At 38.2% G+C, this 16814-nt stretch carries 10 protein-coding genes, 9 tRNA genes, 1 pseudogene and 1 CRISPR repeat array; of the genes and pseudogenes, 4 read left to right on the top strand and 16 right to left on the bottom strand.

What is annotated here, in order from left to right; genetic code table 11:
* Positions 1–90: 90 nt before the first annotated feature.
* A tRNA-Arg gene (locus XPG1_RS05240) sits at positions 91–165 on the top strand.
* A 367-nt stretch (positions 166–532) separates the two neighbouring features.
* On the opposite strand, the gene XPG1_RS05235 is transcribed toward XPG1_RS05240, so the two are convergent.
* From XPG1_RS05235 to XPG1_RS19145, 5 genes are all read right to left on the bottom strand, one after another.
* Positions 533–2104 (bottom strand): hypothetical protein, encoded by a 1572-nt coding sequence (locus XPG1_RS05235; protein ID WP_045958135.1) that lies wholly within the window; start codon positions 2102–2104, stop codon positions 533–535.
* A gap of 6 nt (positions 2105–2110) precedes the next feature.
* A complete protein-coding gene (locus tag XPG1_RS05230; RefSeq protein WP_045958134.1) occupies positions 2111–3487 on the bottom strand; it encodes a hypothetical protein in 1377 nt (458 codons plus the stop codon).
* A gap of 66 nt (positions 3488–3553) precedes the next feature.
* On the bottom strand, positions 3554–5056 hold the full coding sequence (locus XPG1_RS05225; RefSeq protein WP_045958133.1) for a hypothetical protein: 1503 nt from the start codon (positions 5054–5056) through the stop codon (positions 3554–3556).
* A 245-nt stretch (positions 5057–5301) separates the two neighbouring features.
* Positions 5302–7290, bottom strand: coding sequence for a hypothetical protein (locus tag XPG1_RS05220; RefSeq protein WP_045958132.1), 1989 nt, complete (start codon positions 7288–7290; stop codon positions 5302–5304).
* Positions 7291–7621: 331 nt separating this feature from the next.
* Positions 7622–8016: a CRISPR direct-repeat array (repeat unit 29 nt; unit sequence CGGTTTATCCCCATGCATATGGGGAACAC).
* A gap of 183 nt (positions 8017–8199) precedes the next feature.
* Positions 8200–8355 carry a transposase gene (locus XPG1_RS19145; protein ID WP_436286826.1) on the bottom strand — a complete coding sequence of 52 codons (156 nt, stop codon included), beginning with the start codon at positions 8353–8355 and terminating at the stop codon, positions 8200–8202.
* Positions 8356–8961: 606 nt separating this feature from the next.
* Between XPG1_RS19145 and XPG1_RS18885 the strand changes: the two are divergent.
* Positions 8962–9154 (top strand): annotated as a pseudogene (locus XPG1_RS18885) (hypothetical protein).
* 165 nt (positions 9155–9319) lie between these two features.
* On the opposite strand, the gene XPG1_RS05215 reads toward XPG1_RS18885, so the two are convergent.
* The 7 genes from XPG1_RS05215 to XPG1_RS05185 all read right to left on the bottom strand — a co-directional run bounded on the left by XPG1_RS05215 (position 9320) and on the right by XPG1_RS05185 (position 10081).
* Positions 9320–9395: transfer RNA gene (locus XPG1_RS05215), tRNA-Val, on the bottom strand.
* A gap of 22 nt (positions 9396–9417) precedes the next feature.
* A tRNA-Lys gene (locus tag XPG1_RS05210) sits at positions 9418–9493 on the bottom strand.
* 30 nt (positions 9494–9523) lie between these two features.
* Positions 9524–9599 (bottom strand) — tRNA-Lys (locus XPG1_RS05205).
* Positions 9600–9630: 31 nt separating this feature from the next.
* Positions 9631–9706, bottom strand: a tRNA-Lys gene (locus XPG1_RS05200).
* A 45-nt stretch (positions 9707–9751) separates the two neighbouring features.
* Positions 9752–9827 (bottom strand) — tRNA-Val (locus XPG1_RS05195).
* A 44-nt stretch (positions 9828–9871) separates the two neighbouring features.
* Positions 9872–9947: transfer RNA gene (locus tag XPG1_RS05190), tRNA-Val, on the bottom strand.
* Positions 9948–10005: 58 nt separating this feature from the next.
* A tRNA-Val gene (locus XPG1_RS05185) sits at positions 10006–10081 on the bottom strand.
* Between the two features lie 267 nt (positions 10082–10348).
* Here XPG1_RS05185 and gltX point away from each other — a divergent pair.
* Together gltX and XPG1_RS05175 are read left to right on the top strand one after the other, a co-directional pair.
* Positions 10349–11764, top strand: coding sequence for a glutamate--tRNA ligase (gltX, locus tag XPG1_RS05180; RefSeq protein WP_045958131.1), 1416 nt, complete (start codon positions 10349–10351; stop codon positions 11762–11764).
* A gap of 214 nt (positions 11765–11978) precedes the next feature.
* Positions 11979–12054, top strand: a tRNA-Ala gene (locus tag XPG1_RS05175).
* Between the two features lie 52 nt (positions 12055–12106).
* On the opposite strand, the gene XPG1_RS05170 is transcribed toward XPG1_RS05175, so the two are convergent.
* The 4 genes from XPG1_RS05170 to ligA all read right to left on the bottom strand — a co-directional run bounded on the left by XPG1_RS05170 (position 12107) and on the right by ligA (position 16798).
* Complete coding sequence (locus tag XPG1_RS05170) at positions 12107–12859, bottom strand: SDR family NAD(P)-dependent oxidoreductase (protein ID WP_045958130.1); 753 nt, start codon at positions 12857–12859, stop codon at positions 12107–12109.
* Between the two features lie 175 nt (positions 12860–13034).
* The gene (locus XPG1_RS05165; protein WP_045958129.1) at positions 13035–13253 is read right to left on the bottom strand and encodes a DUF3820 family protein; all 219 of its coding nucleotides are present in this window, start codon (positions 13251–13253) and stop codon (positions 13035–13037) included.
* A gap of 135 nt (positions 13254–13388) precedes the next feature.
* Positions 13389–14579 carry a NupC/NupG family nucleoside CNT transporter gene (locus tag XPG1_RS05160; RefSeq protein WP_045958128.1) on the bottom strand — a complete coding sequence of 397 codons (1191 nt, stop codon included), beginning with the start codon at positions 14577–14579 and terminating at the stop codon, positions 13389–13391.
* 200 nt (positions 14580–14779) lie between these two features.
* Positions 14780–16798, bottom strand: a complete 2019-nt coding sequence (gene ligA / locus XPG1_RS05155) for an NAD-dependent DNA ligase LigA (RefSeq protein ID WP_045958127.1) — start codon at positions 16796–16798, stop codon at positions 14780–14782.
* Between the last annotated feature and the right edge of the window lie 16 nt (positions 16799–16814).

The following is a 16814-nucleotide window of genomic DNA, read 5'->3' as shown; positions in this document are numbered from 1 at the left end:
ATCCAAAAAAGCGGTGATTATATAGGCAAACAGTTCGTCGTCTCTTATATCTGGCAAGAAAAACAGATATACTGTCTCTCGTTTTTCATTGCCCTCTTAGTTAAATGGATATAACGAGCCCCTCCTAAGGGCTAATTGTAGGTTCGATTCCTGCAGGGGGCGCCAAACAAACCGCTATCAACGTCTCCTGCAGCCAACAAATCCTAGTAAAATCAATATATAAAGCACTTCTCTCTTCTATCGAAGTCTAGTGATGCCTTTCTAAATCGTCGGCCGACTGGATCAGGACATAGCTGGTAAGAAAACATTCCTGCGTGGTGGCTTGTGCGCTGGCGAACAAATTGGCCCGGATAGCCTGAGCCATCACAACACGACAAACCGTGTTCGCGCGATAATGGTAATTTCCCTGCCTGAGCAGGGACAGTATCGTTAATTTAGACAGTTACCCATCCTGGTTTTGCGAAGACTGAGTATTAATGATATGAACTAAGGAGACCATAGATTTTATGCTCTCAAATTATATTAATAAAACTTAGTGATTAGTACTAGAATCCCTATCCTCTCCCATTTTAGTATCAGCAAGAGTCTCTGTAATATACCAATGATCTTTACTTTGGTTTTGCCTCAAAAAATATTGACTTTCACCAATGGAAAATGGAATTAAATATTGATAACTCGTATCCCATGGAGCTGTGTGTTCGTTAACATGTTCAGGAACACCCTTACTATATATGTAAGAAATAAACCAATAATTATCATAGAATCTCTGACCAGTGTAATAATACTTTCCTTTAATAAAATATGAGAACTGAGGGTAGTAATAATATGCCCATGTATCAGAATATGCAATATTCCCTATGGTTCCATCTTTGTTAAACTCAAATGTATAAATATTTTTAGTAGCCTCTGTGTGACGATATATATATTGCTTACCTTCCATCGAAAAAAAGAATATAGCTCCGTAAAAATTATCCCAGTTTTGTTGATATATCGGTTTACGATTCATTTTTCCTCTCGTAAGAATTTCGTAACATATAACAGGCCATCCATTCCCTTTGCCATGAAGTAAGATAAACTGCCTACCTCCAATATTATATGCAAACCCAACATCATAACTAACATCAAAATATCCACTATCTATTATTTCTTTCTGTCCGTTTTCATCCAACTTTGCAATCATCCAAAATGATTTATCTGTATTTTGTGGTGCATTAATAAAGTCCTTGGCTAAACCAAAAACATATTGCTCATTCTCAATAACAAATGGGAACATTAAATCATAATAATTCACCCACTTTTGCCCGATCGAAGTTTGCTCTCCCTGTTTCCCGCCAGCAAGCAATTTATATACAGTGACCAAATGATCGCATTGGCGCTGGCGTAAAAGGTATTGATTATTATTAATAGAATAAGTAAAAATTGTTCTAATATAGATTTCGTCACTAGGGGGATGGGCATCACAATCCAGGTTAGGCTGGAAATGAATTTGTTCCGTATTATGAGATATTTTATTACCACTCAATTGGCCTGCTAGGGTGACAGTCTCACCACTATTATTTGCGTCATAAAGTTCAAAACTCACATTACCTAACGGATCAGTATTGATAGAAGTGGTCTGGATTACCTTATTTTGCTCAAAAGAAGCAGAGCCTGTCACAGTTAAATCCAACTGGCGGTTTTTGAGATCAAGCCCGGTTCCCATTCCTGTCAAAATCGCATTAACTTTATTACTGTGCTTACCATCTGCCATTGCATAGTCACCAGTAACATTAAAGTTAAGCTGATAGTCTGCTGTTATTAGATGGTAAGGTAAGATGCCAATCTGCTTATTATTCTCTCTAAGGGAAACAGTCATCTGACCATTTCCACCTGTAATTGGAGCAACAATCAAGACAGAAGTTTCTCCAGTGCCGTCAGTCTTGCCAGAAAGTCTTTTTTTACCTGTATCTTCACCATTAACAACAAAGCTACCGGCTGAACATTCAAAAACAACCTCTAATCCAGGTAATGACTCCAAATATTTATAAGCTAATATATGAATATTAACCGCCGATCTATCTTGAAATACTTCATATGATGGAGTCAATTTTATTGAAATAGCCATATTATTTTACTCAAATGTTAGCGGATCGACAAAAACGATAGTATTATTAATTTGTTCCATCGAAATACCATTACCACTGGCATTAATAGAAAAATTAGACCTAAATGCTTTATTTGAAGTTAATTTATAACTTAAAGATTTATTAGCAACAGGATTATTTATTGATATAAAATTCTTAACGACATCATCAATCATTATATCTGGTGCATCAAATTTCACATTAATGGCCTCAATTCCATTTATTAGCGGTTCAATAAAAAGGAAACATTGGCACGTTCCATCTGCAACACCATAAGAGCTATAAGTATATTTAATCTCTTCATTTGAGGATAATAACCAGCCAGAAAAATTCAAATCAATTTTATAAGCATTAACAGGATCTAGATAGTTAAGAGTTAGAACACTATTTTTAGCAAAATCTTTACTATAAATATTCAGATACCCCACTCCATTGTTATTTATTTTCCCCAATGAGGTTCTATTAGAACCATCACTAAAGTAAGCATTGGATACTTGGGCAATAATTGTATTGCTATTTAATCCTGCATACACTACAGCTGTTAAAAACGGTTTTATATCAGGAGAATCACTACTAGTACCAATATTTTGAGTCAATTGTACTTTGACATTAACATTATCTAAATCGTTATAAATAGAAATTTGAGATAAAGAGGATGTTATATTAACATCAGCACTATAAAAACTAGCCAAAATAGATTTAGCCTCTACAAAATTCATCCCACTCCCATCTGTGCTTATTGTATAATCAGCATAGCCTTGATTCACCTGATCCTGGAGCAATATTTTATCAGATTTCAAAGTATTTATTGGGCTATTTTCTTCATCTAAAATCTTTAATGTAATAGTGATAGTATTCCCAGCCGTAAAACCTTTAAAGTTTACACGAACCCGTATTCCTCTTTCACGATAAATACTACTTAAATATAATTTGCGATTTTTAATATCAGTAAACGTTATTTCATTATCTGAAGTATTCATAGAAGCATCCTCTATAATATTAACATCTGAAATTGGTGAAGTATGTTTGTTATTATTTGAACTTGTCACTGTATATACTGCTTCGTATAATCCATATGTATGAAAATCACTTACATTAAAAATCACAGAATAATAATCATAGTCGTTATCCAAAACATCTGGCGTTATACAATAAGTAATGCTTTTTATTTTAATCTTTGAATTATTCTTTAGATAAAGCTCACCATCTATACTATCTAATAGCTCAACTCCATCATATTTATTCACTTTCATTACTAAATATTTAATTTTCATTGCTTTAACCTCAAGGATATTAATGACGTTATTCGAACCACCTTGAGGGAATTCAGGCTTAGATAAAACGATATTATTTTTTATATTCATACATCACCATTTCAAACATACTTTTAATGTTATTTAAATAATAAATACATGCCTAGTGAATTGATTCTAATCTGTAACGATATGACCAGACCAAATACCACCATACGTTACCCACCTATCATTATCATCACCAACCTGATAATCAAAATATATCATCCCGTCATGGAAAGGAAATGCAAAATGACCATTTAATAATTTATAAGGTATATTAAATTTCAATACCGCTGTTTTTCCATCTTTATTATCTGGATGATATGGCATTATACCATTAAAAGGTTGTGTGACTGTGTTGTTTCTAGAATTAATATATAAATTTAAAGTAACTTTTGATCCGAGTTTTACTTTAGTATTATCACTATTATCATTAGTTCCTGTTATTGTAACAAACAAGCCAGCATCATCTGGGTTTTTTGCATGGTTAGATATTTTTTGATTGTTTATACCACCATCCTGCTCTATAACATCATTAAAGCTAGTATAAACCTTACAGGGTTCATATATTCTATCAACATCTGTCCATGGTTTATTTGTCCTTCCTCTGTAAGTAACATCCACAGGATAGGATTTAACTATAACATTTCCACTTCCTTTCATTACAATATAAGAAAGATTTGATAATTTATTTTTCTCAAGAATAAAATAAGGTAATTTAATTAAGCATTGATTGTCTTCAATTACATCAAATCCTCTGACGTAATACTTGTATTCACCATTAACATTGAATAATAAAAAATCATCAACATCATAAGCAGTACATGGTGCTGTATCTAGCCAAAATTTACTTTCTCCTTTCGATGTTAAATCACCATCAATAGCAGTAACTACTTCAGGTCCTTGTCGATTATATTTATTATCATCAAAAATAATGAAAACAGTACTATGAGAAACAGCAAAATCGGATGGAATCCTTATAATTGAAGACAAGTCGATAACCAATGACAATGATTTAATCGGAGAAATATAAAATTCCACCTGGCCTTTATCACCTGAATTTATAGAAAAACCAGAATAAAGAGAAAGATTCTGAATATTTATTTTATTTCTTACATCATTAGTATAAATGTATACTTCTTTTAGCTGATTAAATTCTCTACTCTTTATAAAGATCGGAATTCCTGATAATGGATTACCATCTTTATCTTTGATAACGGTATGTACTTTAGTTGATACAGTACCTATTTGAGAATGATCATATGGTATTGGTACTGATAAAAAAGCATTATCAACGATCAACCTCAATGATTCAGGATAAATTTCTTTTGCAAGATATTGCAATTTTTTTTGCTGAATACCACTCAATGATGTTTTTACACTAAAATGAATCTCCTCATTTTCTGCTATCGAATTATTTACGATAAGTGTTACTGTTGCCGTGGCTTTTTTATTGTCACTTTCCAAATTTACGGAAATATCTCCAATTGGTATAGAAATGTTTTTATTATTAAAAAATGAAATTGTTGAACTGCTATCTATAACCTCATCAGAGGATAATGTCACTGTAAATAAAAAAGCTTGCCCTATGATTAAATTTCCCGTTTCTGGCAGTGAAAAGGTCATAATATTAGACATATGTTTATTCCTCTTATAAACTTCATATTTTTAATTATCGATACTATCGAAAAAATCTTCTTACCACAGTAAGTTAATTTAACATTTGATATTACATATAAAATAAAAATATAATTAACACCCAAATTCGCCCTTACTCCTCGAGATATGAGGAGTAAGTGACTTTATTTTTTTAGTTATTATTTATAAAAAAATACTATTTTTACCACCTTATGAAATTAAATCACACATGCTTTCTCTTTCTATTACGACAAGCCACGTCCACTTGATCCAAGTGATTCAGTATCAATATATCCATTCCAAACAACACTATATTGAATAACCTCATCTTTAAAGAATTGATAATCAAAACTAATATTCCCTCTCCACTTAACACCAACAATATCATCATATGGAATATGAAAGAAAATAGAGTCTTTATTACCAGGGCCACTTATGTCTGCCAAATCAATCTGTTGATTATAAGATTTAGTGAAACTTTTATTATCTGAGTTAATATACATATTCAGAGTAATATCTTTTATATTTAATGGAACTGGATTTAATTTTGAATCAGTATTGTTAGATTTTAAACGTACTATTTCAATAAATAATCCATCATACTTATTATTAGGATACTTCTTAATATTGTCATAAACAATGTTATTATCAGCTGGTATAAAAACATCAGGATCAACACCAGTACTGGGGTGAACTATGCAAAGCTCATAGCTTCTCTTAGCTTCTTGTTCAGGTACATATGGTGCTCCCCCTAAATAAGTTACTGGCAATGTTTCAGAGTATAAAGCTAATTCATCCGGCTTAACAACAGCATAAGAAAATTCCGACGGTACTAACTGTTCAAAAATCGTATAAGGAAGTTTCATACTATACCGATCTAACTGTGTTTGAAGATCACCAATCAACTCCGTATAGCCAGTAAATTTAGGGGGTTTCGTAGAGTTTAATTTATTAACAAAAAATAAAACCATATCACCTTTTGATATTCTAGGATCGCCACTAATGGATACCATAAAATATGGTAATATCGAATCTGCACGTATACCAGCAGTACTATAGCCAGAAATATCAGGCATACCTATAGAATTAAAAAAAGTAGGCTTAATATAGTTCACTGCATAGATTACTTGCTTAGCTTCACGTTTAATATCTGCTGTATAACTTATAATATAGCTCCATAAATTAACAATACTTATCCGTGCTGTTTGAGGATAGAGATAGAACCTTACTAAACCATCTTCTTTAGAAGCGATAATCAATCCTTTAGTATTACCTTCTTCTTCAAGCATTATAGGATTGTTCCTATCGCCATCCTTAAATTTAAATTCTTCTATTTGATTACGCTTTTGTGATGTAATAAATATAGGTGTCCCCACCAATGGTTTCTGTGTATTTCTATTCTTTAAATACGTATATATTGCCGTAGGATGTTGTTGACCACTTTCTGATAATACTTGCAGAAACGGATTCTCAACAAAAAGTGCCAGTGAATCCACATCAATTTCGTTTGCTGTACCATTGAATAGAACAGAACCAAAATGACCTTCAGACGTCGACGCATCAGTATGGATTACAAATGTAATAGCATCACCATCTTGTGCAGGTGTTCCACCTAACACACCATCAAGTACGGTAAAACTTAACTGCGCAGATGCTTTATTACCAACTTGGCTATAAAGCGGAATAGGCTTAGTCGTATCTTGATCAAACTTTATATTGGAACTGATATTTTTTATGGTTATATTACCCGCTGGCACAATAGGATTATCTGAGTTTAATTCTACAAAAAAACTCACTTTCTGACCTATAACTAAATCAGCATTTTTATTAATTGTGATATCTATTTTATTGCTACTTACCGGATTAACTTTAATTTTACTATTGTACGTATGTGGCATGTTTGGAAATACAGTCGCATCCGATTTCGCATCAGTATTGATTGCAAATGAAATAGAATCATCATTATTCACATTCGACCCTACTCCTCCTATTTTAGCAAGCACCGTAAAACCAAATTCGGCAGTTGCGGTAAACATCCCACTTTCATTTTTATAGACAAGTGGGACTTTTAAGTTATCAAATTTTATATTTTGAATGTAGCCATTTTCTACTATTATATACTTGTTATTATCAATAGGTTTATTCGATGTTAATTTTACTGAAAATGTCACTTTGTGACCCACCTCTAATTTATTAGCCAGTGGTGAAATTTTCGTGCTAGTAATAGCTGCCATTTTATCACCTCGTATTATTATTAATATATTATAATTAATCACATTACATTAAAAAAAATTCACTCCAGAAATAGTTTTGAAAATAAACTTAATATAAAAAACAATTTTAACATTGACTACCATATAATCATCTCAACTCAGATCCCCAGCATAATCATAAAAAAATAAAAAACTAATCAAAAAAAGTTATCATTTGATAACCTTTTTTGATCTCAATAGTTTATTATTTTTTAATATTCATTTTTATCTCTATACTAACCCAACTTCAAGATGTGAGGTGTCTATCCCCACAAAGTAGGGATAGACAATACTTCATATGGTTTTATGGTAACGGTTTATCCCCATGCATATGGGGAACACGTTGACCCACGAAAACGCGCTATGCATTTGTACGGTTTATCCCCATGCATATGGGGAACACTTAGCTGCCGGACTACTCAGCTCATGAGCGTCCGGTTTATCCCCATGCATATGGGGAACACTCCTCTTTTATTGCATTAATCGCATCTTCTAACGGTTTATCCCCATGCATATGGGGAACACGTTGTGACCACTGCAACTATCACCCGTGCTGGCGGTTTATCCCCATGCATATGGGGAACACCGCACCGGCACCGCCCGACGGGTAACCGTCCACGGTTTATCCCCATGCATATGGGGAACACTTTTTTTGAATAGTTTTCATTTGCTGAATAGCCGGTTTATCCCCATGCATATGGGGAACACACTAATTATATCTTTATGTTTTTTTAAAAACTTTTTTGATGTAAAAAATTCTACCACGTTTTTCACTTAAAAATACAAAACGTACGCTCTTCCAATCTACCGAAATTCCCGGCACGAAACATTTTTAATCCTTTTATACTTCGGTGGCGAGAATGCGTTACTTGAAAGATTATTTTTAATTGCTTATTCATTGTCTTGATGGTGAAACGCTTTTAGTAACACGATGTTATAGAGATAAACCAGCATGTGCGTTCTCATCTTATGGCGCTTTGTCGTGATGAAAGTAACATCGGTTTGGGTCAAACCGTCCACCAGTTTCTGGCTGAGATAACCTTTGATGTCCTTAATCGAAAATAAATTCTCATGTGTTTACCGAACGCGTAGAGATACAACATGAAGGCCTTGCAACGATGATAAAAACAGATTCTCTGAAATTAAAAAAGCTCGGTATATTACCAAGACAAAATCTGAAAGCATTTTTCATTTTGAAATTGGAAAAAAAACCGAACGAACCTAAGAAAATAGATTTAGTGCATTAATGTGGTTTTTATTAGAGCACTACCTGAACTTCACATTAGGTAATGATATTATTTGAGAAGAGAGACTAACCAGCATTTTACTGGTGTGTTTTTATCCACACTGGAACAGATAATCCTGATGATGTTAATAACATCGATTTAGAAAACATTTATCCTGCTATCTTTTCCTTGACAAATAAATAATAACCAATTGAAATTATTTTCTATAGAGCAATGTATTGATATTGGGATATTGATTAAATAATTCAAATTAAATTCAAATAATATAAATTTATCTTGAAGAAAAATGACATTTGGCAACATAATCTCTTTTTAAATAGACCGCTCTCCATTAGAAAGCGAGCTTTTGAGGATAAGGTAATTTTACCTAAGTATATGTCTTAAACATCAGATAGTGACATCTGGTATGAGCCAAACGTTAATTTCTCAATTTAAGTTACAAGATAATCCCTGTATTAGCTGTGGCGCTTGTTGCGCCTACTTTCGTGTTTCATTGTAGAGAATTTCCTCAAGCCTGGGAAGCTGATGATTATAATGAAAGTTGTGACCGTGCCAGAGCAGCTTACGGACTTTCTCCTCTGCCAAAACTTCAAACATAACCGCTAAAAACAGTAATGATTGTTAGCTCGCTGCGTCAGCAAATCTCGTTTTAAATTTTATTCTGGCTAGAGGGCTGGAGAAACAAGGTTAATCAGGAAATAAAGGGGAATGATGTTAAATAAGGAAGGAAAAATTATTGATATGTAAGCAGTGATTATATGAAGTGGTGGGCGATACCAGATTCGAACTGATGACCCCCTCCTTGTAAGGGAGATGCTCTACCAACTGAGCTAATCGCCCACTTCATATCGTCATACCTAAATGGTGGGTCGTGCAGGATTCGAACCTGCGACCAATTGATTAAAAGTCAACTGCTCTACCGACTGAGCTAACGACCCGATTAGGTAATGCTTATTTCGATATCTAAATGGTGGGTCGTGCAGGATTCGAACCTGCGACCAATTGATTAAAAGTCAACTGCTCTACCGACTGAGCTAACGACCCCAATTAGATAATGCTGATTTTGATATTTGAATGGTGGGTCGTGCAGGATTCGAACCTGCGACCAATTGATTAAAAGTCAACTGCTCTACCGACTGAGCTAACGACCCATTCAAAATATCAATGTGATACTGTGACGAAACAACCTGATGAAGTGGTGGGCGATACCAGATTCGAACTGATGACCCCCTCCTTGTAAGGGAGATGCTCTACCAACTGAGCTAATCGCCCACTTCAAGATGACTATAACGACTTCAATACCACTGTTCCATGATTGGTGGGCGATACCAGATTCGAACTGATGACCCCCTCCTTGTAAGGGAGATGCTCTACCAACTGAGCTAATCGCCCAATCATAAAACCAAACTTTATTACTGCATTGTTACTACATTTATCACGGCGAGTAATATGGTGGGCGATACCAGATTCGAACTGATGACCCCCTCCTTGTAAGGGAGATGCTCTACCAACTGAGCTAATCGCCCCGTCGTGATGGAGTCGCATTATAGGGATAGTTTGAGGTGAGTCAACGCTTTTTATGATTAAAACCATCGTTCGTTGTAAAATTAAACAGAATGAAACAATTATAATCACGCAAGGATATCATTTAGTCAGTTAATTTTAGTTTTTCTCAATAACCGACCATTAACGCCATTGAGGAATTGAAGTGCAGTGATAAAATAAGCCAACTATTGTTACTTTGATCATCCAAAACGTTCTCTAAAAAAGAAACGTCACTAAGGCAATTCCTGATGAGTAAAATTAAAACCCGTTTTGCACCCAGTCCTACTGGCTATCTTCATGTTGGTGGTGCGCGTACTGCGCTTTATTCCTGGTTATACAGTCGCCATAATAACGGTGAATTTGTCCTCCGTATTGAAGACACTGACCTTGAGCGTTCCACTCAAGAAGCCATTGACGCAATTATGGACGGTATGAACTGGTTAAATCTGAGTTGGGATGAAGGCCCTTATTATCAGACCAAACGTTTCGACCGTTACAATCAAGTCATTGATGAAATGCTGGAGCAAGGGACGGCTTACCGTTGCTATTGCTCCAAAGAACGTCTGGAACAATTGCGTGAAACTCAGATGGCAAAAGGTGAGAAACCTCGCTACGATGGCCGATGCCGTGATGGTGAATGCCAGCACAACCACGCTGAGCCACATGTTGTGCGTTTCCGCAATCCACAAGACGGTTCCGTCATTTTTAATGACCGTATTCGTGGCCCGATTGAATTCAGCAACCAAGAGCTGGATGATTTGATTATCCGCCGTACCGACGGTTCACCAACCTATAATTTCTGTGTTGTCATTGATGACTGGGATATGGAAATTACCCATGTTATTCGTGGTGAAGATCATATCAACAATACACCACGTCAGATCAATATTCTGAAAGCGCTCGGCGCCCCTGTGCCAGAATATGCCCATGTTTCGATGATCCTCGGCGACGATGGTAAAAAACTGTCCAAACGCCACGGGGCTGTCAGCGTAATGCAATATCGCGATGATGGTTATCTGCCAGAAGCGCTGTTGAACTATCTGGTTCGTCTGGGATGGTCACATGGCGATCAGGAAATTTTTACCGTTGGGGAAATGACTGAATTATTTAGCCTTGCCGCCATCAGCAAATCCGCCAGCGCATTCAACACGGAAAAACTGCAATGGCTGAACCATCATTACATCAATACCCTGCCAGCAGAAAATGTTGCCGTTCATTTAGCCTGGCATATTGAACAGCAAGGTATAGATACTCGTACTGGCCCAGAACTCGTTGATTTAATCAAATTACTCGGTGAGCGCTGTAAGACACTGAAAGAGATGGCTGAATCTTGCCGTTACTTCTATGAAGAATTTGCTGAGTTTGATGCCGATGCAGCGAAAAAACATCTGCGCCCTGTTGCTCGCCAGCCATTGGAAGTTGCCCGTGCAAAACTGGCTGCAATAACGGAATGGACACCTGAAAATATCCATCATGCTATTCAGGCTACAGCTGACGAACTGGCGGTGGGAATGGGGAAAGTGGGAATGCCGCTGCGTGTTGCCGTAACAGGTGCGGGGCAATCTCCGAGTGTTGATGTTACTATTCATGCCATTAACCAGGCGCGTTCATTATCTCGTATTGATCAGGCTCTGGCTTATATTACTCAGCGCGAAGCGCAATAAATGATTATCTACCAATATGGCATCAATGTTGCGGCATAAATAATAGACAATATATAAATAATAAGGCACTCAATGTATTGCAGTGCCTTTATTTTTGCCCTGAAAACAGTCTGATGATGGTTTTTTCAGCGCTTATGCAGAGAATATTAATGAATCCATTGACAGAATTCTTTCGGTCTCATATGATTCGCCCCGTTCCACAGGATTTTGATTTGGGGCTATAGCTCAGCTGGGAGAGCGCTTGCATGGCATGCAAGAGGTCAGCGGTTCGATCCCGCTTAGCTCCACCAAAATTCTAAATCCCTGAAGACAGCTGTTTTCAGGGATTTTTCTTATTTTACGCTATTGCGCGGTATACCCCCCATCAATCGCGTAAAAAACGCCTGTCGTAAATGAGCTTTCATCTGATAATAAAAATGCCACTGTGTTCGCTACTTCTTCTCTGGTCGCCATACGCTTCATCGGGTGGCTGTTTGCCATCCATTCCCTGATTTCTGTAGAGAGCGTCTTCATATGTGGGGTATCAACGTAACCCGGCCCAACCGCATTGATACGAACCCCTTTATCTGCAAATTCCAATGCAACTGAGCGCGTCAGACCAAGTACACCATGTTTGGCTGTCGTATAGGGCGCAATACCAGGAATACCCACAATACCGTTGGAAGAAGAGAGGTTGACAACGGCGCCGCCTCCACTTTGAATTATCGCTGGAATGCCATATTTCAAACCGAAAAATGTTCCACTGAGATCGGTATTTATCACATCATTCCAATCGTCAATGGAATAATCACAAATATTGATACCATGTGGTCCGGTAATACCTGCATTATTGACCAACATATGTAAACCACCACACTGTTTCATTGTGTTATCAATCAAGGCCTTAACGGAAAGATGATCCCTGATATCGGTTTCCATTGGAATAACACATTGCCCGGTGGGATCGATCCGCTTCGCTGTCTGTTGAGCACGAGAAAATTGACGTCCCGTAATAATAACCGTCGCTCCCCGATGAAATAATTCTTCTGCAATGCCTTCCCCCACCCCTGTTGTTGCACCCGTCACAATCGCAACTTTTCCAGCAAAATAGCCCATGTCACCCTCCGTATGAATAACATTTCATTCATCTAACGTATTGCAATACAATCAATTAATATCACATGCATACTTGAGATATTAATGCTATTCAGAAAATGATGAGGGGATTCATATCACTGATTTGGCAATAACGCGTAGCAAAACATAGATGATAAAAAACATAGATGATGATTCATTCGGATTTTTTTAACGGTTTCACCAGAGCATCCAGACCTTCAATTTTTATCGCTAGGGTCATTTCCATTAATTCTCCTAGTTTTCCCTGAGGGAATGCCCCCTGACGAGCAAACCAAAGTAAGTACTCTTCCGGCAAATCAATCAGCACGCTTCCCTTATATTTACCAAATGGCATGGCAGTATTGGCTATCGCCAGCAGGTTTTCCTTATTCATCGTCTCGGTCTCATTATGTGCTCTGGAGCATGTCAGACATCATTCTCTATGAACAAACATGACTCTCTATAACAAAGTGGCGTCTACCAAGACGCCACTTTCGATGATTCTGATTAACTCTCATTGGGTACGAAATTAGAAGCCTAAAATCAGCCCTGTAATGGCGGCGGACAAAAAGCTGACCAGCGTTGAACCAAACAACAGCTTCAAGCCAAAACGCGCAACAGTATTACCTTGTTTTTCATTTAAGCCTTTAATAGCGCCAGCAATAATCCCGATGGAGGAGAAATTGGCGAAAGAGACCAAAAAGACAGACAGCATACCTTTCGAACGCTCACTCAATTCAGCCGCAACGCCTTGCAAACTCTGCATTGCCACAAATTCGTTGGAAACTAATTTCGTCGCCATAATACTGCCCACTTTCAGTGCTTCATCACTTGGAATACCCATGATCCATGCCAGCGGATAGAACACGTATCCCAGACATTCCTGGAAAGTAACGCCAAATACCAGATGAAAAATGGCGTTGATACCCGCTATCAAAGCAATAAAACCGATCAGCATTGCAGACACAATCAAAGCAACTTTGAAACCAGCCAGAATATATTCGCCCAACATTTCAAAAAAACTTTGCCCCTCGTGGAGGTTGCTCATATGGATCTCTTCCTCACTCTCAATGGAGTAAGGATTGATGAGTGACAAAATGATAAAGGTACTGAACATATTCAGAACCAGCGCTGCAACCACATATTTTGCATCCAGCATCGTCATGTAAGCGCCGACGATAGACATAGAGACGGTAGACATTGCCGTTGCTGCCATCGTATACATCCGGCGCTCAGACATTTTGCCTAACACATCTTTATAGGCAATGAAGTTCTCTGATTGCCCCAGAATCAATGAACTGACTGCATTAAAAGATTCCAGTTTACCCATGCCGTTAATTTTCGATAACACCGTTCCTATTGCCCGGATGATAATGGGCAACACTTTGATGTGTTGTAAAATACCGATTAAAGCAGAGATGAAGATAATTGGACATAATACATTCAGGAAGAAAAAGGCTAAATTCGCTTCAATCATGCCACCGAAAACAAAGCTGGTTCCTTCTGCTGCATAAGCCAATAAATGGACGAATACATTGTCAAACCCCTTCACAATCCCCAAACCGGCATTAGAGTTCAGGAAGAACCAGGCCAGAAACAGTTCGATAATCAGTAACTGGATTATATAACGGGATTTAATCGCTTTGCGGTTATTACTCGCCAAAATCGCCAGACCGCCAATCACGATCAATGCGAGAGCAAAGTGTAAAATATGGGACATAAAAAGAACTCCAAATAGGATGCTATGCAAATTTATATCTGCATTTTATGTGATACCTAATAGTAAATTAGGATTATTGTCACAATAATCTACTATATGAGCGGCTAAAAATCACCTTTTAGCCAACTCGATCACATTTTGATAACTATTTCGAGGTGATAACCATTTCGAGGCAATAACTCCGTTACCAAAAGCGTATATTATTCACCCAACAAACGAAGCATTTCTTCCTCATCAATCACAGGAATGCCCAATTCATTAGCCTTAGCGAGTTTAGATCCGGCTGCTTCGCCAGCGATAATGAAATCTGTTTTTTTAGACACACTTCCTGTCACTTTTGCCCCTAAAGCGTTTAACTTATCTTTTGCTTCATCGCGAGATAAACGGCTCAATGATCCCGTTAATACCACGGTTTTGCCCGCGAATGGGCTGTCTACTTCCTCCAACGGCTGGCTTTCAGTCGACGCCCAATGAATACCCATATTATTGACCAAATCATCAATCACGACCTGATTATGCGGCTCACTAAAGAAATTCATGACATGACTGGCAACCACACTGCCCACATCTGGCACTGCAATCAATGCCGCCATATCTGCGGTACGTAATGTTTCCAATGTCCCAAAATGGGCAACCAGATTCGCAGCAGTTGCTTCACCAACTTCACGAATGCCTAACGCGTAAATAAAGCGGGCAAATGTTGTTTTTTTCGCCTTTTCTAAGGCATTAATGATATTTTGTGCCGATTTAGGCCCCATTCGCTCAAGGCCAGTCAGTTTTCCTGCGGTAAGACGAAAAAGATCCGCCGGTGTTTTGACATATTCTTTATCCACAAGCTGTTCAATGATTTTTTCGCCCATCCCATCAACATCCATGGCACGGCGGGAAACAAAATGTTTCAGCGCTTCTTTACGCTGCGCGCCGCAGAACAAGCCGCCAGTACAACGAGCAACCGCTTCTCCCTCAACACGTTCTATTTCTGAACCACAAACCGGACAGTGCTCAGGAAAAATCACGTTCTGAGTGTCGGCTGGCCTCTGGTCATGAACCACACCCACGACCTGTGGAATCACATCACCGGCGCGGCGAATAATCACCGTATCACCAATGCGTAACCCCAAACGTGCAATTTCATCTGCATTGTGTAATGTCGCATTACTGACTGTAACACCTGCGACCAAAACGGGTTCTAAACGGGCAACGGGCGTAATCGCGCCGGTACGTCCCACCTGAAATTCAACATCGCGGACAATGGTCATCTGTTCTTGAGCCGGAAATTTGAACGCCGTCGCCCACCGTGGTGCTCTGGCAACAAAGCCTAATTTTTCTTGCCATTCGAGCGAATCAACTTTGACGACAACACCGTCAATATCAAAGCCCAATGTCGAGCGTTGCTGCTCAATGTCGTGATAAAAAGCCATCACCTGTTGAGTTCCCTGACATAGCTTCACTTTGTCACTGACAGGCAGTCCCCAACGCTTGAATTGCATCAGACGTTCATAATGACTTGCAGGTAATACGCCGCCTTCCAAAATACCGACACCATAACAATAGAAGGTGAGTGGGCGTTTGGCTGTAATGCGAGGATCAAGTTGACGCAATGAACCCGCCGCTGCATTGCGGGGATTTGCGAAAACTTTATTTCCTGTGCGGCGGGCTTCTTCATTGAGTTTTTCAAACCCATGTTGCTTCATGAAAACTTCGCCACGAATTTCCACACGCGCTGGAATATTATCCCCTTTCAGACGCAGAGGAATGGCGTGAATGGTACGCACATTGACGGTAATATTTTCGCCGGTTGTCCCATCTCCGCGTGTCGCGGCCTGTACCAATTCCCCATGTTCATACAGCAAGCTCACTGCCAGACCATCCAGTTTCAGTTCACAACAAAACACCAGATCCTGGCTGTCTTTTAAACGATCACGAACACGCTTATCAAATGCGAGGTAACTCTCTTCATCAAAGACATTATCCAGAGAGAGCATCGGGATCTCATGGCGCACCTGCTCAAATGCAGTCAATGGTGCGGCGCCGACGCGTTGGGTAGGCGAATCAGCGGTAACCAGCGCTGGATATTGTTCTTCCAGTAATTTTAATTCCCGCATCAAACGATCATATTCGGCATCCGGGATCTCTGGCGCATCCATAACATGATACAAATATTCATGATGACGTAATGTTGTTCTTAATTCATTGATTTTTTGAGTAATATTTTCCATGATTTCTTACCAGAGA

Origin of the sequence: Xenorhabdus poinarii G6 (assembly GCF_000968175.1) — a bacterium.
GTDB classification, from domain to species: domain Bacteria; phylum Pseudomonadota; class Gammaproteobacteria; order Enterobacterales; family Enterobacteriaceae; genus Xenorhabdus; species Xenorhabdus poinarii.
This window is presented reverse-complemented; position numbering and strand designations above follow the sequence as displayed.